The 17,420-nt window shown below is 70.2% G+C and carries 16 protein-coding genes and 1 pseudogene; 9 read left to right on the forward strand and 8 right to left on the reverse strand.

What is annotated here, in order from left to right; genetic code table 11:
• Positions 1 to 37 precede the first annotated feature (37 nt).
• The 4 genes from secE (at position 38) to rplA (ending at position 2,683) form a co-directional block, all read left to right on the forward strand.
• Entirely contained in the window at positions 38 to 493 is a 456-nt protein-coding gene (gene secE / locus QGN31_RS03590; protein ID WP_009957383.1) for a preprotein translocase subunit SecE, read from the forward strand.
• A gap of 43 nt (positions 494 to 536) precedes the next feature.
• Positions 537 to 1,340: a transcription termination/antitermination protein NusG gene (gene nusG / locus QGN31_RS03595; protein ID WP_009957382.1), complete on the forward strand. Its 804-nt coding sequence runs from the start codon at positions 537 to 539 to the stop codon at positions 1,338 to 1,340.
• Between the two features lie 48 nt (positions 1,341 to 1,388).
• Entirely contained in the window at positions 1,389 to 1,817 is a 429-nt protein-coding gene (rplK, locus tag QGN31_RS03600; protein WP_007767860.1) for a 50S ribosomal protein L11, read from the forward strand.
• A gap of 158 nt (positions 1,818 to 1,975) precedes the next feature.
• Positions 1,976 to 2,683, forward strand: a complete 708-nt coding sequence (gene rplA / locus QGN31_RS03605) for a 50S ribosomal protein L1 (protein WP_008260906.1) — start codon at positions 1,976 to 1,978, stop codon at positions 2,681 to 2,683.
• Here the strand turns inward: rplA and QGN31_RS03610 are convergent.
• The 8 genes from QGN31_RS03610 to QGN31_RS03645 form a co-directional block, all read right to left on the reverse strand.
• A complete protein-coding gene (locus tag QGN31_RS03610; RefSeq protein ID WP_014942927.1) occupies positions 2,658 to 3,977 on the reverse strand; it encodes an RNA polymerase sigma factor in 1,320 nt (439 codons plus the stop codon). The genes rplA and QGN31_RS03610 overlap by 26 nt on opposite strands.
• Before the next feature lie 4 nt (positions 3,978 to 3,981).
• Complete coding sequence (locus tag QGN31_RS03615) at positions 3,982 to 4,680, reverse strand: YciI family protein (RefSeq protein WP_008260902.1); 699 nt, start codon at positions 4,678 to 4,680, stop codon at positions 3,982 to 3,984.
• A gap of 94 nt (positions 4,681 to 4,774) precedes the next feature.
• A complete protein-coding gene (gene mmaA4, locus QGN31_RS03620; protein WP_014942926.1) occupies positions 4,775 to 5,671 on the reverse strand; it encodes a hydroxymycolate synthase MmaA4 in 897 nt (298 codons plus the stop codon).
• 166 nt (positions 5,672 to 5,837) lie between these two features.
• Positions 5,838 to 6,698, reverse strand: a complete 861-nt coding sequence (locus QGN31_RS03625) for a cyclopropane mycolic acid synthase family methyltransferase (RefSeq protein ID WP_008260900.1) — start codon at positions 6,696 to 6,698, stop codon at positions 5,838 to 5,840.
• Positions 6,699 to 6,786: 88 nt separating this feature from the next.
• Positions 6,787 to 7,635 carry an alpha/beta fold hydrolase gene (locus QGN31_RS03630; RefSeq protein WP_263646913.1) on the reverse strand — a complete coding sequence of 283 codons (849 nt, stop codon included), beginning with the start codon at positions 7,633 to 7,635 and terminating at the stop codon, positions 6,787 to 6,789.
• Between the two features lie 59 nt (positions 7,636 to 7,694).
• The gene (locus QGN31_RS03635) at positions 7,695 to 9,041 is read right to left on the reverse strand and encodes an ABC1 kinase family protein (protein WP_020823622.1); all 1,347 of its coding nucleotides are present in this window, start codon (positions 9,039 to 9,041) and stop codon (positions 7,695 to 7,697) included.
• A 40-nt stretch (positions 9,042 to 9,081) separates the two neighbouring features.
• A complete protein-coding gene (locus tag QGN31_RS03640; RefSeq protein ID WP_014381146.1) occupies positions 9,082 to 9,666 on the reverse strand; it encodes a DinB family protein in 585 nt (194 codons plus the stop codon).
• 23 nt (positions 9,667 to 9,689) lie between these two features.
• Entirely contained in the window at positions 9,690 to 10,211 is a 522-nt protein-coding gene (locus tag QGN31_RS03645) for a DinB family protein (protein ID WP_008260895.1), read from the reverse strand.
• An 83-nt stretch (positions 10,212 to 10,294) separates the two neighbouring features.
• Here QGN31_RS03645 and QGN31_RS03650 point away from each other — a divergent pair.
• The 5 genes and pseudogenes from QGN31_RS03650 (at position 10,295) to rplJ (ending at position 17,393) form a co-directional block, all read left to right on the forward strand.
• Positions 10,295 to 14,472 (forward strand): annotated as a pseudogene (locus tag QGN31_RS03650) (NEW3 domain-containing protein).
• Positions 14,469 to 15,086, forward strand: coding sequence for a DUF7158 domain-containing protein (locus QGN31_RS03655; protein WP_014942925.1), 618 nt, complete (start codon positions 14,469 to 14,471; stop codon positions 15,084 to 15,086). Before QGN31_RS03650 ends, QGN31_RS03655 begins: the two are co-directional and overlap by 4 nt.
• 4 nt (positions 15,087 to 15,090) lie before the next feature.
• The gene (locus QGN31_RS03660; protein ID WP_014942924.1) at positions 15,091 to 16,011 is read left to right on the forward strand and encodes an ROK family protein; all 921 of its coding nucleotides are present in this window, start codon (positions 15,091 to 15,093) and stop codon (positions 16,009 to 16,011) included.
• A 39-nt stretch (positions 16,012 to 16,050) separates the two neighbouring features.
• The gene (locus tag QGN31_RS03665) at positions 16,051 to 16,503 is read left to right on the forward strand and encodes an anthrone oxygenase family protein (protein ID WP_008260890.1); all 453 of its coding nucleotides are present in this window, start codon (positions 16,051 to 16,053) and stop codon (positions 16,501 to 16,503) included.
• Between the two features lie 257 nt (positions 16,504 to 16,760).
• Positions 16,761 to 17,393 (forward strand): 50S ribosomal protein L10, encoded by a 633-nt coding sequence (rplJ, locus tag QGN31_RS03670; protein ID WP_014381143.1) that lies wholly within the window; start codon positions 16,761 to 16,763, stop codon positions 17,391 to 17,393.
• Positions 17,394 to 17,420 lie beyond the last annotated feature (27 nt).

The following is a 17,420-nucleotide window of genomic DNA, read 5'->3' on the forward strand; positions in this document are numbered from 1 at the left end:
ACGGCTCTCGGGGTACTAGCAAACAAAGGAGCGTGCGGTGAGCGACGAAGGCGACGTTGCCAACGACGCCGCAAGCGACGGCACTGACACGACGGACGGCCGCGCGAGCGGTGTCCGGACGGCGGTGGTGACGCGGCCACAACGCCCGACCGGTAAGCGGTCCCGCCAGAAGGCGGCCGACGCCGGCGAGGATGCCGACGCCGCGTCGCCGGACGAAATCGAAGCCTCCGGCAAGGACAAGGCCAAGAAGGGCGCCAAAGCCAAGAAGGCCGCCAAGCCGAAGAAATCCGCGGACAGCCGGGCCAACCCGTTCCTGTTCGTCTACAACTACCTCAAGCAGGTCGTTGCGGAGATGCGGAAGGTCATCTGGCCCAACCGCAAGCAGATGCTCACGTACACCTCCGTCGTGCTGGCCTTCCTGGCCTTCATGGTGGCGCTGGTCGGCCTGGCGGATTTCGGCCTGACCAAGCTGGTGCTGTTGGTGTTCGGCTGAGCGAGCGACGCCGCTGTGAAAAGTGACAGAGAGGACTCACACCGTGACTAGCTTCGACGGTGACCCGTCCGCGGGTGACGCGGTCGACCTGAAAGAGACCACGGAAGCTGCCGAGGTTTCTGACGACACGGCGACCTCCGAGGTTTCCGAGGCGACCACGGACGAGGCGACCACGGACGAGGCCGCCGACGCTGCCGGGGCGCCCGACGAGCCGGCCGAAGAGGTCGACCCGGCCGTCGCGCTCAAGGCGGAACTGCGCAGCAAGCCTGGCGACTGGTACGTCATCCACTCCTATGCGGGATACGAGAACAAGGTCAAAGCCAACCTCGAAACGCGGGTGCAGAACCTCGACGTCGGCGACTACATCTTTCAGGTGGAGGTGCCCACCGAAGAGGTCACCGAGATCAAGAACGGCCAGCGCAAGCAGGTCAATCGCAAGGTGCTGCCCGGCTACATCCTGGTGCGCATGGACCTGACGGACGACTCGTGGGCCGCGGTGCGCAACACCCCCGGCGTCACCGGGTTCGTCGGGGCGACCTCGCGCCCGTCGGCCCTGACGCTCGACGACGTGGTGAAGTTCCTGCTGCCGCGCGGCGCGACGAAGAAGGCCGCCAAGGGCGCGGCGACCACCGCCACCGCCGCCGAGGCCGGGGGGCTGGAACGCCCGGCCATCGAGGTCGACTACGAGGTCGGCGAATCGGTCACGGTCATGGACGGCCCGTTCGCGACGCTGCCGGCCACGATCAGCGAGGTCAACGGCGAACAGCAGAAACTCAAGGTGCTGGTGTCGATCTTCGGCCGCGAGACCCCGGTCGAATTGACCTTCAGCCAAGTCTCCAAGCTCTAAACCGGCGGCTCCGCCGGGCACAAACCAGGAAGGAACGAACAACATCTCATGGCCCCGAAGAAGAAAGTCGTCGGGCTGATCAAGCTTCAGATCCAGGCGGGGCAGGCCAACCCGGCGCCGCCGGTCGGGCCCGCGCTCGGTCAGCACGGCGTCAACATCATGGAGTTCTGCAAGGCGTACAACGCCGCCACGGAGAACCAGCGCGGCCAGGTCATCCCGGTCGAGATCACGGTCTACGAGGACCGCAGCTTCACCTTCGCGCTCAAGACCCCGCCCGCCGCCAAGCTGCTGCTCAAGGCCGCCGGCGTCGGCAAGGGTTCGGCTGAGCCGCACAAGACCAAGGTCGCCAAGGTCAGCTGGGATCAGGTCAAGGAGATCGCCGAGACCAAGAAGGCCGACCTGAACGCCAACGACATCGACGCGGCCGCCAAGATCATCGCCGGCACCGCCCGGTCGATGGGTATCACCGTCGAGTAGTCCGAGCATGACGAAGCGGGGCGAGGAACGAGGCCCAGCGTAGGAATGGGAAGGACGAATCGACGCAAAGACACCGTCGAGTAATACCCCGCACCACCACCGTGGGAGGGCTGGCTTCGGCCCGATAACCACGACCCAACACCAGATTGGATGAATCAATGAGCAAGAACAGCAAGGCATACCGCGCCGCCGCCGAGAAGGTGGACCGCAACAGCCTGTACTCCCCGCTGGAGGCGGCCAAGCTCGCCAAGGAAACGTCGTCGAGCAAGCAGGACGCGACCGTCGAGGTGGCGATCCGGCTCGGCGTCGACCCGCGCAAGGCCGACCAGATGGTCCGCGGCACGGTGAACCTGCCGCACGGCACCGGCAAGACCGCCCGGGTGGCGGTGTTCGCGGTCGGCGACAAGGCCGAGCAGGCGCAGGCCGCCGGCGCGGACATCGTCGGCAGCGACGACCTGATCGAGAAGATCCAGGGCGGCTGGCTGGAGTTCGACGCCGCGATCGCGACCCCGGACCAGATGGCCAAGGTCGGCCGCATCGCGCGGGTGCTCGGTCCGCGCGGCCTGATGCCGAACCCCAAGACCGGCACCGTCACCCCCGACGTCGCCAAGGCCGTGGCCGACATCAAGGGCGGCAAGATCAACTTCCGCATCGACAAGCAGGCCAACCTGCACTTCGTCATCGGCAAGGCCTCCTTCGACGAGAAGTCGCTGGCCGAGAACTACGGCGCCGCGCTCGACGAGGTGCTGCGGCTCAAGCCGTCCGCGTCGAAGGGCCGCTACCTGAAGAAGATCACCGTGTCGACGACGACGGGGCCGGGCATTCCGGTCGACCCGTCGGTCACCCGCAACTTCTCCGAGGCCTGATCTCTCTCCTGGCCGAACGTCGACTTGTGGCGCGATCACCCAAGTAATCGGCGCCACAAGTCGACGTTCGGCGGGAATTACCCCCGCACTCGGCGATGCGGCGCCGGAGGAACGCGCGTCCCGGCTCAGACCCGTTGGACTCCAACGCCGCTCGGTACCACGTCAGCGCATCGGCCGGCCGGCCCGCGCGGCGCAGCAGGTCGGCGCGCACGGTCGCGACCAGGTTCGAGCGGGCGAGCCGCGGATCGCCAGCCACGTCGTCCAGGGCGGCCAGCCCGGCGTCGGGCCCGTCGCGAAAGCCGATCGCCAGCGCGCGATTGGCGGCCACCACCGGGGACCCGGTGAGCTGCCACAGCCGGTCATAGGCCGAGCAGATGGCGACCCAGTCCGTGCGTTCCCAGGACGGGGCCGTGGCGTGCAGCGCGGCGATCACCGCCTGGGGCAGGTAGGCGCCCGTCGAGCCTCGGGCGTGACGCAACCGCTCGAGCCCGCGGGCGATGCGCGCGCGGTCCCACCGGCGGCGGTCCTGGTCCTCGAGCGGCACCAGCATCCCGGACTCGTCCACCCGGGTCGCGCGTCGCGAATCGTGCAGCAGCATCAGGGCGGACAGCGCGTGCGCCTCCGGCTCGGCGGGCAGCAGCGCGCACAGCTCGCCGCCCAGCCGGATCCCCTCGTCGCACAGGTCGTCGCGGATGGCCGACGGGCCCGCCGTCGACCAGTAGCCCTCGGTGAACACCGAATAGACGCAACCCAGCACGTGCGGGGTGCGCTCGGGCAGCAGCTCGGCGGGCGGGACGCGCAGCGGGATGTTGGCGTGCCGAACCTTGTTCTTGGCGCGCGTGATTCGCTGGCCGATCGCCGCCTCGGTCTGCAGCAGCGCGCGGGCGATTTCGCCGACGGTCAGGCCCGAGACCAGCCGCAGCGTCAGCGCCAATTGCGATTGCCGGTCCAGCGCCGGGTGCGCGCAGGTGAACATCATCCGCAACTCGTCGTCGCGAACCGGGTGCGGGTCGGTGTGCTCGGTGCGTGCCCTGATGTCGTCCAACACGGCCGCCAATTCCTTTCCGGGGCGCACCGATTCGCGGCGCAGGCGATCACGGGCCCGATTACGGCCGACGGTCACCAGCCACCCGCCCGGGTTGGCGGGCAGCCCGTCGCGCGGCCAGGTGCGCAGCGCCTCGGCGCAGGCCTCCTGGACGGCGTCCTCGGCGACGGTGAGGTCACCCGACCACCGCGCGAGCGCGGCCACGGCCGGGCCCCACTCCCGGCGGAAGACGCCGTCCAGGTCGGCCATCTGGCTACAGGCCGGAGACGCCCGCCAACTGGCGCAGCTGCACGGACGAGGCGGGGATCATCGAGGCGATCTTGACCGCCTCGTCACGATCGGCGGCGCTCAACAGGTAGATGCCGGTGGCGATTTCGGCGCCCTCCACGTACGGCCCGTCGGTGATGAGGACCTCGCCGTCGCGCACCCGCACGGTCGTCGCCGTGGACCGGTCGTGCAGCGCGGCGCCGCCGATCACGTGATCGCCGGCCGCGGCGTGCAGCTCGACGTGCTTGGCCGCCACCGCCTCCCACTCCGGCGTGCCCGGTGTGTGCGCGGATTCGGCGGGCTCGAGCAGCAGCGCGAGCCAGTCGTTGCCGGTGAGCGCGCGGGACGGCTCGACGGCGTGGACCACCGGCCACAGCTCCACCGCCCCGAACTCGGCCACCGGGACGTCGCGCGCCAGCGCCAGCGCCTCGTCGAGGTTTTCGGCCTCGAACACGTAATAGCCGCAAGCCACTTCGGCGGATTCCGCGAAGGGACCGTCGGTGACCGTCGGCGCGTCCGGGCCGCCGGAAATGGCCACGGCGGACGCGGCGGGCGCCAGGGCGTCACCGGCCTTGATCGCCGGCCCGGCCTTGGCGTGAAAGTTCTCCCAGGCGGCCATCGCGGCGGCGGCATCGTCGGGCGCACGGTCCTGTTCCTTGCTGATCAACAAGGCGAAGTACTGCATGGTCGTCACCTCCGGTAGTGAGCGAAGCCGTCTGCTCCACTCTCTACCTACTCGACGAACCGCGCAGCGCCAATCCGACAGGCGCCGCAGAAATTCAGGCGGCCGCGCCCGGCTTGAGGTAGGTCACCAGGCTGACGTCGAGCATCTCCTCGGTGAAGTAGTGCTCGCAGCCGCGCAGGTACTTGATGTAGCGGTTGTAGACCTCTTCGGAGGTGACCTCGATGGCCTTGTCCCGGTTCGACTCGAGCGTGTCACCCCAGATGTGCAGGGTCTTGATGTAGTGCGGCCGCAACGAAAGCGGTTCGGGCACAACAAAACCGGCCTTCTCGCCGTGGTCGACCATCATCTGGGTGGAGGGCAGCCGGCCGCCGGGGAAGATCTCGGTGACGATGAACTTGATGAACCGCGCCGTCTCGAAGCTCAGCTTCTTGCCGCGCGCGGCCAGGTCGTACGGGTGGTAGCTGACGCTGCTCTGGACGGTCATGCGGCCGTCGTCGGGCATGATGTCGTAGGTCCGCTTGAAGAAGTCGTCGTAGTTCTCGTGGCCGAAGTGCTCGAAGGCCTCGATCGACACGATGCGGTCGACGGGCTCGGAGAAGTCCTCCCAGTTCTGCAGGCGCACCTCCCGCGAGCGGTTGCTGTCGATGGAGCCGAGCAACGCCTCGGCGCGGGCGTGCTGGTTCTTGGACAGCGTCAGGCCGATGACGTTGACGTCGAACCGCTCGACGGCGCGCTTCATGGTGGTGCCCCACCCGCAGCCGATGTCGAGCAGGGTCATGCCGGGCTTGAGGTCCAGCTTGTCGAGGTTGAGGTCGATCTTCGCGTACTGCGCCTCTTCCAGGGACATGTCGTCGCGCTCGAAGTAGGCGCAACTGTAGATCCGTGACGGGTCCTGGAACAGGCCGAAGAAATCGTCGGAGACGTCGTAATGCGCCTGAATGTCTTCCGAGCGCGTCCGCGTCTTCGTCGGGCCAGTCGTTTGCTCAGCCATTATCGTCCTGTTCTCCTGGATGACGTGGGATGCCTCTGCTTACACGCGCGTCGAGGGGTCCGGTGTGACCAGCAACGATACCCAACGTCGAGGCGTCGTTTCCGAAGGGTGCGAGTGCGCGTCGCGGGCCCGACCGCGGCATCGAACTCTACTTTTTGCGCTGACGCTACTTGGTGAGCGTGTACTGGGCCACGTTCGAGATGCCTTTGCGGAAAAGGTTCGCGCAGCCCGTCAGGTAGCGCATGAAGCGGTCGTAGACCTCTTCGGACTGGATGGCGATCGCGCGGTCGCGGTTGGCCTCCAGGTTGGCCGCCCAGGTGTCCAGCGTCCGGGCGTAGTGCGACTGCAGGTATTGCGTCTGCTCGAGGCCGAAACCACTGGCTCGCGAAAGGTCGACGATGTCGGCTTCGCCGCACATCTGCCCGCCGGGAAAGATCTCCTTGCCGAGGAAGTGCAGGAAGCGCAGATCCGACATCGTGATCTTGATGCCGACTTCCTTCCAGTGCGATTGCGGGTAGGTGAAGATGCTGTGCATCAGCATCCGGCTGTCGTTGGGGAGGGTTTCATATGCCCAGTCCCAGAACGCGGGCCAGCGTTCCTTTTTGAACGCGTCGAAGGCCTCGAAGCTGATAATCCGGTCGACGTGCTCGTCGAATTCTTCCCACCCCTGCAGCCGAGCCTCGGCGCGCCGCGTCGTCGGGATCGCGGCCAGCCGCGCCTTGGTGCGCGTGTAATGGTTGCGGCTGAGCGTGATGCCGATGACATTGACGTCGTATTTCTCCAGCGCCCGGACCACGGCCCCGCCCCAGCCGCACCCGACGTCGAGCACCGTCATGCCCGGCTCGAGGTTCAGCTTGTCCAGCCCCAGGTCCAGCTTGGCCAGCTGCGCCTGTTCCAAGGTCATGTCGTCGTCTTTGAAATACGCGCAGGTGTAGACCATGTTTGGGTCGAGGAACAACGCGAAGAAGTCGTCCGAAATGTCGTAGGTAGCCTGCGACTCTTCGTAATACGGCTCCAGCTTCACCATTGCGACACCCACCCTCCTTCGACAACCGTACAACCCTGCGGCATGGACTGAAAATGCGGGGAAATGTTTCTGCGGAATGCCTTTTGGCTCAACACGCCCTGGCGAAATTGTTAGTCAGCACGCCGATCACCTGATCCCACAACTGCTGTGGCAGATCATGACCCATCCCGTCGAATAACACCAATCGGGCGCCGTCGATGGCCCGGGCCACCGCGCGGCCACCGAAGGGCCGCATCAGCTTGTCCGCCCGGCCGTGGATCACCACGGTCGGAGCGACGGTGCCGTGGTTGTAGCGCCGCAGGCTGCCGCTGCCCAGCACCGCGGCGAAGTGCCGCGCCACGCCCTGCGGGTAGTAATTGCGGTCGTACCCCTCGGCGGCCTCGGCGCGGGCCTGCTCGTCGGGCACCCGGTAGCGCGGGCTGCCGATGATCTTGCCGACCCGCACGGCGTTGTCGACGATCACCTCGCGCGGCGAGTTCGGCGGCGGCCCCTTCAGCAGGGCCAGCAGCGCACGCGGGGCCGGCGGCGGCAACAGGGCCGCGTTGTTGCTGGAGAAGATGATCGCCAGGGATTGGGTCCGCTCGCGGAATCGCGCGGCGAAGATCTGGGCGATCATGCCGCCCATCGACGCCCCGACGATGTGGGCGCGTTCGATGCCCAGATGATCGAGCACGGCCGCGGCGTCGTCGGCCATGTCCTCGAGCTTGTACACCGCCCGGCTGGGCAGACCGAGCCAGGACCGGACCAACCGCGTCGCCAGCGGCTGTCCCGAGCTGCCGTACTGGGTCTTGCTGGACAGGCCGACGTCTCGATTGTCGTACCGGATGACGCGCAGCCCTTGGTCGATCAGCTTTTGGCAGAACGCGGTTCGCCACAGCAGCAGCTGGGCCCCCAGCCCCATGATCAGCAGGACGGGCGGGTCGTCGACGTCGCCCATGTCCTCGTAGTACAGCTTCAGGTCGCCTGATATGGCGTATCCCGTGCGGACCTGCACGCCTATACCTCGACGTCCGAGGAGTGCTCGCGGCTGACTTCGACCATGAAGTTCGCGAAATACCCCGTCAATTGCGGATCCGACATCATCTGCCACTTCGGCGCCAGCAGCTTCATGTACCGCTCGACGTAGAGGAACTGCTTGCCGATCAGCACCAGCTCGCGGGGCAGCTTGACGTCGTAGGCGTCGGCCAGCGCCGACAGCTGCCGGCCGATGTCGGCGTAGGACATGTCGCCCAGCGTCTGCATGGTCAGCGGGGTGGCGAACTTTTCCAGATCCTTGGCGGCCTGGGCCTCGGGCTTCATGGTGCCGACGGCCCCCATCAGCACCACGATCTTGCCCGCCGCGGCATGGTCCTTCTTGACCAGCAGCGCGTACACCAATTCGCGCAGCAGCCACCGGGTGCGGGGATCGATGCGGCCCATGATCCCGAAGTCGAAGAACACGATCCGGCCCTGATCGTCGACGTAGAGGTTGCCCGCGTGCAGGTCGCCGTGGAACAGCCCGTGCCGCAGCCCACCTTCGAACAGCGAGAACAGCAGCGCCTTCACCAGCTCGACGCCGTCGAACCCGGCCTTGCGGATGGCGGCGACGTCGTCGATGCGGATGCCGGACACCCGCTCCATGGTGAGCACCCGGTCGCTGGTGAAGTCCCAGTACACCTGCGGCACCCGGATGTTGCGGCCCAGCGGGGAGGCGTGCAGGTGCGAGACCCACGCCTCCATCGACTGCGCCTCCAGCCGGAAATTGAGCTCCTCGGCCAGGTTGTCGGAGAAGTCGGCCACGACGTCCTGCGCGGACAGCCGGCGGCCGAGCTTGGCCACCTCGACGGCCTGGGCGAAGCGCTTGAGGATCTGCAGGTCGGCGGCGACCCGGCGGCGAATGCCCGGCCGCTGGATCTTGACGACGACCTGCTCGCCGCTGTGCAGGGTCGCGTAGTGCACCTGGGCGATCGACGCCGACGCGAACGGTTCCTCGTCCCAGCTGGCGAACAGCTCGGACGGGTCGGCGCCGAGCTCCTCGATGAACAGCTTGTGCACCTCGCCGGGGTCGGCGGGCGGCACCCGGTCCAGCAGGCCGCGGAACTCCCGGGACAGCGATTCGCCGAACGCCCCCGGGCTCGACGCGATGATCTGCCCGAACTTGACGTACGTCGGTCCCAGGTCGGCGAAGGTCTGGGGGAGCTGCCTGATCACCTTCTGCTGCCACGGACCCCTGCCGGGCAGCTTGGTGACGATGCGAGCGGCGGAGCGGGTGACCTGCCAACCGGTCACCGCTACCCGGGCCGCTTCGACCGGCAACGGCACCCGGTCGAGCTTGGCCACCTCTCGATGCTTGGTAGAACTCATTCCAGCAGTCTGCCAAACCGGTGCTGGCAAGTCCCAATCTCTACTGGTGCCGGTGCCCGCCTCGCCACGGCTGCACCCACCCCTCGATCGCCCAGCCTTCGTGCCCGGCGATCAGCTCGTACATGGTCGCGCCGTCGATCGTCTCCCGGACGATGTCGGCGTGACCGGCGTGCCGCGCCAGCTCGTTGATCACGTGCAGGATCACCCAGCGCACCGACCACGCCCGCTGGTCCTTGGGGAACCAGGGGATGTCGCGCGGCACGGGCACCGCGGCGTCGAGGTCCGCGGTCTCGACCAGCCGCAGCGACGTCGCGTTCTGCGCCTCGAACGCCCGCAGCAGCCCGTCCAGCGTCTCGTCGGGACCCATCACATGCTGGTCGGCGAACTCCTTGCTGATCTGCTCGAACGGACGGGTGTCCTTCGGCGGCGCGTCGGGCGCGGCGGCGACGCGGGTCATCCAGCTGTGCTGCATCCCCGTGGCGTGCTTGACCAGCCCGCCGATCGACAGCGCGCTGGCCGACGGCGTGGAGCGGGCCTGTTCGTCGGTGAGGCCGTAGCTGACGGCGAAGTACGCGCTTTGGTGGAACGCCAGGAATTCGCGCAGGGCGCTGCGTTCATCGGACACCGGTGGTGCGAGGGCGGGCATTGTCAATCCATCCTGTTGTGAACGTAAAGGTCGCGCAGGCAAGCGATTTCGGCGCCATGGTGGATCGCTTCCCGATTGATGTGCAAGACCAGCGCGCTCAGCGGGTAGTCGGCGTACGGCCCTTCGGCCGCGCCGCAGCGGCGGGTCAGGTCGGCGGCGGACAGCGACCGTACACCGTTGATCCACACCGCGTACGTCTCGTCCAGTTGCCGCAGGGCGGTGGCGGCGGTGGTGGCGTAGTTCCAACTCTGGTAATCGGCGGACGGTCCACCGAAATGGTGATGGGCACGCATCGCGAACACCCCGACAATCACGTGTGCCATGCGCCACGCGATCGTGGTGAACGGTGCCGGGCTGGGCGCCGGGAACGCGAAGTCGATCGACCCGTCCGGGTGCACCGTCCAGCAGTGGGGCACCGGCTGCCAGAAGTACTCGTCGTCGGTCAGGCCGCCCAGGCGAGGGCGCAGCTGGTTGCGCCAGTGCCAGTCGAGTTGGTCGGCCAGTTGGGCGCTCAGATCTGCCATGGCACCGAGCTTTCCACCAATGCGACGGGTTCGCGGTCAGGCGACGGGTTTCTCGGTTGGCCGCGCCGCCGTAAAGTGCGGGGATGCAGCTGGTTTCGGCGGAGTCGACGGAGCTTTTCGTCGGGCCGCCGGAAGCCCCGCTGCAGCTGGCGCGCGTCACCGTCGCCGGGGTGGGCGAGCCGACGCGGGTCCGCATCGACGGGGACGGCCTGACCGGGGAGGCGGTCGCCGATATCGGCGACGAGCTCGTCGAGGTCCCCGTCACCCTGGACCGTCCGGTGGTCGGCGAGCGACGGTCCGCGCGGGTGCGCGCCGGGCGCGCGGACCTGCCGTTCGAGTTCACGGTCGCCGAGCCCGGCTGGACCATGTTCATGGTCAGTCACTTCCACTACGACCCGGTGTGGTGGAACACCCAGGGCGCCTACACCAGCGAATGGACCGAGGATCCGCCGGGGCGGGCCCGGCAGACCAACGGCTTCGAGCTCGTGCACGCCCACCTGGAGATGGCCCGCCGCGAGCCCGAGTACAAGTTCGTGCTCGCCGAGGTGGACTACCTCAAGCCGTACTGGGACACCCGCCCCGAGGACCGCGCCGACCTGCGCCGGTTCATCGCGCAGGGCCGTGTCGAGGTGCTGGGCGGCACCTACAACGAACCGAACACCAATCTCACCAGTCCGGAAACGACCATCCGGAACCTGGTGCACGGCATGGGTTTTCAGCGCCACGTCCTGGGTGCCGACCCGGCGACCGCGTGGCAGCTGGACGTGTTCGGCCACGACCCGCAGTTCCCGGGCCTGGCCGCCGACGCCGGCCTGACGTCGAGTTCGTGGGCCCGGGGACCGCACCACCAGTGGGGCCCGATGCACAGCGACGGCGGACTGGGCGGCATGCAGTTCTGCAGCGAGTTCGAGTGGATCTCGCCGTCGGGCCGCGGCCTGCTCACCCACTACATGCCCGCGCATTACTCGGCGGGGTGGTGGATGGACTCCGCGACCACGCTGCGCGAGGCCTCCGACGCCACGTACGAGCTGTTCGATCAGCTCAAAACGGTGGCGCTGACCCGCAACGTGCTGCTGCCCGTCGGCACCGACTACACGCCGCCCAACACATGGGTCACCGCGATCCATCGCGACTGGGCCGCCCGCTACACCTGGCCGCGATTCGTGTGCGCGCTGCCGTGCGAGTTCTTCGCGGCGGTGCGCGCCGAGCTGGCGCAGCGCGGGTGTGAGCCGTCGCCGCAGACCCGGGACATGAACCCGATCTACACCGGCAAGGACGTGTCCTACATCGACACCAAACAAGCCAACCGGGCCGCCGAGAACGCCGTGCTGGCGGCCGAGCGGTTCGCGGTGTTCGCGGCCCTGGCGACCGGCGCCGACTACCCGCATGCGGCCCTGGCCAAGGCGTGGGTGCAGCTGGCCTACGGCGCGCACCACGACGCGATCACCGGGTCGGAATCCGACCAGGTCTACCTCGACCTGTTGACCGGCTGGCGCGACGCGTGGGAGCTGGGCCGCACGGCCCGGGACGCCTCGCTGGCGCTGCTGTCCGGGGCGATCGAGGGCGACGTCGTCGTGTGGAACCCCCTGGCGCACCCACGCACCGATCTCGTCACCGCGCGCATCGATCCGCCGCTGCCCGCGGGCGTGCGGGTGCTGGACGCCGACGGCGCCGAACTGCCCGCGCTGGTCGAGCACGACGGGAGCTCGGTCACCTGGCTGGCCCGCGATGTCGGGTCGCTGGGCTGGCGGGCCTACCGGCTGGCACCCGCCGACCAAGCGGCCGGCTGGGCGGCGGTGCCCGGATCGGTGATCGCCAACGAGCACTACCGGCTCGAGGTCGACAAGGCCCGCGGCGGGGCCGTCGCCTCGCTGATCGACTTGTCTGCCAAGGGGGCCGCGAGCTGATCGCCGAGGGCCGGGTGGGCAACGAGCTCGCCGTCTACGAGGAATACCCGTCGCACCCCACGCAGGGCGAGGGACCGTGGCACCTGCTGCCCAAGGGGCCGGTGGTGTGCTCGTCGGAATCGCCGGCGCGGGTGCGGGCCTTTCGCGGACCCCTCGGTGAGCGGGTGGTGGTCCGCGGTCGGATCGGCACGCTGCTGCGCTACACCCAGACCCTGACGCTGTGGCGGGGCGTCGCGCGGGTGGACTGCCGCACCACCATCGACGACTTCACCGGCGCCGATCAGCTGGTGCGGCTGCGCTGGCCGTGCCCGGTGCCGGGCGCCATGCCGGTCAGCGAAGTCGGCGACGCCGTCGTCGGCCGCGGTTTCGCGCTGCTGCACGACGGGCCGCGCGCGGTGGACACCGCCCGGCACCTGTGGGCCCTGGACAACCCGGCGTACGGCTGGTTCGGCCTGTCCTCGGCCGCCCGGGTCCGGGTGTCGGGGGCCGGGGTGCGGGCGATCTCGGTCGCCGAGGTGGTGTCTCCGGCGGAGGCGGTGTCCGGGCCGCTGGCGCGCGCGCTGATGGTGGCGCTGGTCCGCGCCGGAGTCACGGCCACCTGCAGCGCCGCGGACAAGCCCCGCTACGGCCACCTGGAGGTGGATTCCAACCTGCCCGACGTGCGGATCGCGCTGGGCGGGCCGGACCGCAACGCCTTCACCGAGGCGGTGCTGGCCCACGCCGATGCGGTGTACGCCCGGGAACTCGACCGCCAGCTGGCGGCGACCGGCCGGGCCCGGGTCTGGGTGCCGGCCGAGACGCCGCTGGCCGCGGTGTGGGTGCCCGGCGCCGACCTGCGTGGACTGCGGGCGCTGCCGGTGCTGGTCGTCGACGGCCGCGCCGACGAGGACCTGCGCGCGGAGATCGCCGCGCTGGCCGACGATCTCGGTGACGCCGAGATCGTCGCGCAGCGGCCCGCGTCGGGAACGGAGGCGTTCGAGGACCGCACCGTCGCCCTGCTCAACCGCGGGGTGCCCAGCTTCGCCGTCGACACCGAGGGCACCCTGCACACCGCGCTGATGCGCTCGTGCACCGGCTGGCCGTCGGGCATCTGGATCGACGACCCCCGCCGCACCGCGCCGGACGGCTCCAACTTCCAGCTGCAGCACTGGACCCACGATTTCGACTACGCGTTGGTCAGCGGCGACGGCGACTGGCGGCGCGCGGACATCCCCACCCGCAGCGCGCAGTTCGCGCAGCCGCTGCTCGCCGTCGCCGGGGGCCGGCGGCCCGGTGCGCTGCCGCCGGCCGGCGCGCTGCTGCGCGTCGAGCCCGCCGCCGAGGTCCACCTGGCGGCCCTCAAGGCGGCCGGCGATCCGCTGACCGCGGGCCGCGCCGCGCCGGTCGACCCGCACTCGGTCGCCCTGCGGTTGGTGGAGACGACCGGGGCGGGCGCGCGGGTGACGCTTAGCTCGGACGTCGCGGCGATCAGCGACCTGCGGGCCGCCGACCTCCTGGAGGCTCCCGAGGGGCGGCTGGATTCGGTCGACCTGCACGGCTACCAGGTGGCGACCGTGCTGGCCCGGTTCGACCTGCCCGCGACGCTCGCGGACGCCGCCGCCCTGGCGCCGAACGCCGAGGCCGCCCAGCCGCTCTACGCCCGCTATTGGCTGCACAACCGCGGGCCCGCGCCGCTCGGGGGCCTGCCCGCGGTCGCCCACCTGCACCCGTCGCTGGTCAGCGCGCAGCCCGGCCGCGACGTGTCGGTGCGTCTGACCGCGGCCAGCGACTGCAGCGACGCCACGCTGCGCGGCGGGGTCGCCCTCGCGTGCCCGGACGGCTGGTCGGCCACGCCCGCCGAGCTGCCCTTCACCCTGTGCAGCGGCGGCCACCTGGAGGCCGACGTGGTGGTGTCGATCCCGCCGACGGCAGAACCGGGCCTCTACCCCGTCCGGGCACGGCTGCGCCTCACCGGCGAACACATCCCCGCCCCCTGGCGGCAAGCGGTCGAGGACGTGTGCGTGGTCGCGGTGGGCGGCGCGGCGGTCGACCCGGGCGGGCTGGTCTACCTCGCCGACGGGCCGCGCGAGGTCACGCTGCGGCCCGGCGAAGCGGGTGAGGTGACCGTCACCGTCGGCACCCACGCCCGGGCCGATTTGGCGCTCGAGGCGCATCTGATCAGCCCCTGGGGCACGTGGGAATGGATGGGACCCGCCGCCCTCGGCGCGGTCCTGCCCGCCGGCGGCACCGTCGGCCTCGGCTTCCGGGTGACCCCGCCGGCCTGGCTGGAACCCGGGCAATGGTGGGCGCTGGTGCGCATCGGCTGCGCCGGGCGGCTGGTCTACTCGCCCGCGGTCCGGGTGACGGTGACATGAGCGGCCACCCTGTCGCGACCGTCGTCGGCATCCCCGTGTCGTGCGCGGAGGTCGACGCGGCCGAAACGCGGCTGCGCGCGGGGCGGGGAGCGGGCGCACTGCCGGCCGCGGGCACCCGCGAGGGCCGCCAACTGCGACGCTGGCTGACCCAGCTCATCGTGACCAGGCGGGTGGTCGCCGCCGAGGCGGACGCGCGCGGGCTGGACCCGCGCGAAGCCCCGACCGAGGCGGAGCTGCTGCCCGACGTGACCGCACGGCTGGAGATCGGCAGCATCGCCGCGGCCGTACTGGCCGACCCGCACGCCCGGGCGCTGTTCGCCGACGTCACCGCCGACGTGCACGTCACCGACGACGAGGTGGCTGCCTATCACGCCCGCAACCCGCTGCGCTTCGCCGCGGCACAGCCGGGTGAAAACGGCTGGCGCACAACGGCGTTGGCCGCTCCACCGCTGGCCGAGGTGCGATCGGCGATCGCCGAGCAGCTGCGCGGCGCCGCCCGGCGGCGCGCCTTCCGGCTGTGGCTGCACGCCCGCCGCGCCGAGCTGGTGCGGCTCGCGCCCGGCTACGAGCATCCCGGCGACCCCCGCCAACCCGACAACACCCACCGGCACTGAGACCATGCCAACCCTCTGCCTGGACATCGGCGGCACCAAAATCGCCGCCGCACTGGTCGATTCGGCCGGCGCGCTGGTGCACAGCGCGATCCGCCCCACCCCGGTCACGACCGCCGCCGGCGACGTGTGGGCCGTCGTCGAGGCGATGATCGCCGACGCGGTGCGCGCGGCCGACGTCCCGATCACCGCCGTCGGCATCGCCTCGGCCGGGCCGATCGACCTGCACACCGGATCGGTCAGCCCGATCAACATCGCGGGCTGGGACCGTTTCCCGCTGCGCGACAGGGTCGCCGCCGCGGTGCCCGGGGTGCCGGTGGTGCTGGGCGGCGACGGCCTGTGTATGGCGTTGGGCGAGCACTGGATCGGGGCGGGCCGCAGCGCGGGGCCGGACGCCCGGTTCCTGCTGGGCATGGTGGTCTCCACCGGGGTGGGCGGCGGTCTGGTGCTCGACGGCGTCCCCTACGCCGGGCGCACCGGCAACGCCGGCCACGTCGGGCACATCGTCGTCGAACTGGACGGGCCGCCGTGCACGTGCGGCGGCCGCGGCTGCGTGGAGACGGTGGCGTCCGGGCCGTGGATGGTGCGCTGGGCGCGCGACAACGGGTGGGCGGCGCCGCCCGGCGCGGGCGCCAGGGACCTGGCCGTCGCGGCGGCGGCCGGAGACCCGGTGGCCCGCCGGGCCTTTCACCGATCGGCGAACGCGCTCGCCGCGATGATCGCCTCGGTCGGCGCGGTCTGCGATCTGGACCTCGTCGTGATCGGGGGAGGGGTGTCCAAATCCGGGCCGCTGCTCTTCGACCCCCTGCGGGCGAAGCTGGCCGACTACGCGGGGCTGGACTTCCTGTCCGGGCTGCGGGTGGTGCCCGGCGAGCTCGGCGGTGCGGCCGGCCTGATCGGCGCGGCCCGCCTCGCGGCCCTGGGCTGACGCGCCGCACGCCGCGCCCGGCTTTCTACGCTGACTGGCATGAACCACAGCATCGACGCGCTCGCGGTCGTGATCACCGGCCTGCTGGTGGGCGTGGAGCTGGCGGTCGCGGTGTTCTTCCACCCGCTCATCGTGCGGCTGCCCGACGACGCCTTCCGTGCGGCCCGCGTCGGCGCCGCCCGATCGCTGGGCACGACGATGCCGTTCTGGTACGCGCTGAGCCTGTTGCTGTTGGTGGCGCTGGCCATCAAGGAGCGGGGCGCGGCGCGCGACTGGCTGTACGGTGCCGCCGGCGCCCTGATGGTGTTGGTCGTGCTGCTGACGGTCACGCTGCTGGTGCCGATCAACAACCGCATCGCCAAGTGGCCGGCCGCCGGTGAGCTCTCGCGTGACCTCGCGGCCCGGTGGGATCGGCTGCACCGGCTGCGGGTGGCCCTGCTGCTGGCGGTGTTCGTCCTGCTGACCCTCGGCGTCACCCGCGCGGTCATCTGAGCCGGCGTCCGGGGTCGCCGTTTTGGCTGACCGCGCAGGCCACGCTATTGTGTTAGCCGTTCCACCGAAGACCGTCGGTCACCGAGCAATCGGTCGAAGGTCCGGGAGTATCCCGGCGGCCCACGCAGGAGGACGAGGCATGACGCCGGCTCGCGCCGGCGTGTTTGTACGCCCCGGCCGTTTCCTGCGCCGGGGCGTTCGTCGTTTTCGGGGGAATCGAGACGACACGTCGCATGACTTCACTTCAGGAGGTAGGCATGGCCAGGGCTGACAAGGCCACCGCCGTTGCGGACATCGCCGAGCAGTTCAAGGAATCGACCGCTGCCCTGGTCACCGAGTACCGCGGCCTGACGGTCGCCAACCTGGCCGAGCTGCGGCGCTCGCTGGGCGCGTCGGCCACGTACTCGGTGGCCAAGAACACGCTGGTCAAGCGGGCTGCGTCGGAAGCCGGGGTCGACGGCCTCGACGAGCTCTTCGCCGGCCCGACGGCCATCGCGTTCATCACCGGGGAGCCGGTCGACGCCGCCAAGGCCATCAAGACCTTCGCCAAGGAGCACAAGGCGCTGGTCATCAAGGGTGGCTACATGGACGGCCGCGCGCTGACGGTCGCCGAAGTCGAGCGCATCGCCGACCTCGAGTCGCGCGAGGTGCTGCTGGCCAAGCTGGCCGGCGCGATGAAGGGCAACCTCGCCAAGGCGGCCGGGCTGTTCAACGCCCCGGCGTCGCAGGTCGCCCGGCTCGCGGCCGCGTTGCAAGAGAAGAAGGCCGCAGAGGGACCGGCGGGGCCAGCAGCTTCCGAGGCCGCTGCCGAGCCCGCCGCGGAAGCCGCCCCGGAACCCGCTTCGGAAGCACCCGCCGAGCCTGCGGAAACCCCGGCCGAAGCCGAATAACAACCACCCCGGAACCTGGGAAAAACA

The sequence above is a fragment of the Mycobacterium sp. 2-64 genome (genome assembly GCF_035918375.1).
GTDB lineage: Bacteria > Actinomycetota > Actinomycetes > Mycobacteriales > Mycobacteriaceae > Mycobacterium > Mycobacterium intracellulare.

What these genes read in the sequence shown, in the direction of transcription:
- QGN31_RS03645 (WP_008260895.1), bottom strand. Translation starts at nt 10,211, where the DNA reads ATGGCAGATCTGAGCGCCCAACTGGCCGACCAACTCGACTGGCACTGG.
- QGN31_RS03635 (WP_020823622.1), bottom strand. Translation starts at nt 9,041, where the DNA reads ATGAGTTCTACCAAGCATCGAGAGGTGGCCAAGCTCGACCGGGTGCCG.
- mmaA4 (WP_014942926.1), bottom strand. Translation starts at nt 5,671, where the DNA reads ATGGCTGAGCAAACGACTGGCCCGACGAAGACGCGGACGCGCTCGGAA.
- rplK (WP_007767860.1), top strand. Translation starts at nt 1,389, where the DNA reads ATGGCCCCGAAGAAGAAAGTCGTCGGGCTGATCAAGCTTCAGATCCAG.
- rplA (WP_008260906.1), top strand. Translation starts at nt 1,976, where the DNA reads ATGAGCAAGAACAGCAAGGCATACCGCGCCGCCGCCGAGAAGGTGGAC.
- QGN31_RS03660 (WP_014942924.1), top strand. Translation starts at nt 15,091, where the DNA reads ATGCCAACCCTCTGCCTGGACATCGGCGGCACCAAAATCGCCGCCGCA.
- QGN31_RS03630 (WP_263646913.1), bottom strand. Translation starts at nt 7,635, where the DNA reads ATGGGCGACGTCGACGACCCGCCCGTCCTGCTGATCATGGGGCTGGGG.
- rplJ (WP_014381143.1), top strand. Translation starts at nt 16,761, where the DNA reads ATGGCCAGGGCTGACAAGGCCACCGCCGTTGCGGACATCGCCGAGCAG.
- QGN31_RS03610 (WP_014942927.1), bottom strand. Translation starts at nt 3,977, where the DNA reads ATGGCCGACCTGGACGGCGTCTTCCGCCGGGAGTGGGGCCCGGCCGTG.
- QGN31_RS03665 (WP_008260890.1), top strand. Translation starts at nt 16,051, where the DNA reads ATGAACCACAGCATCGACGCGCTCGCGGTCGTGATCACCGGCCTGCTG.
- QGN31_RS03615 (WP_008260902.1), bottom strand. Translation starts at nt 4,680, where the DNA reads ATGCAGTACTTCGCCTTGTTGATCAGCAAGGAACAGGACCGTGCGCCC.
- QGN31_RS03625 (WP_008260900.1), bottom strand. Translation starts at nt 6,698, where the DNA reads ATGGTGAAGCTGGAGCCGTATTACGAAGAGTCGCAGGCTACCTACGAC.
- QGN31_RS03655 (WP_014942925.1), top strand. Translation starts at nt 14,469, where the DNA reads ATGAGCGGCCACCCTGTCGCGACCGTCGTCGGCATCCCCGTGTCGTGC.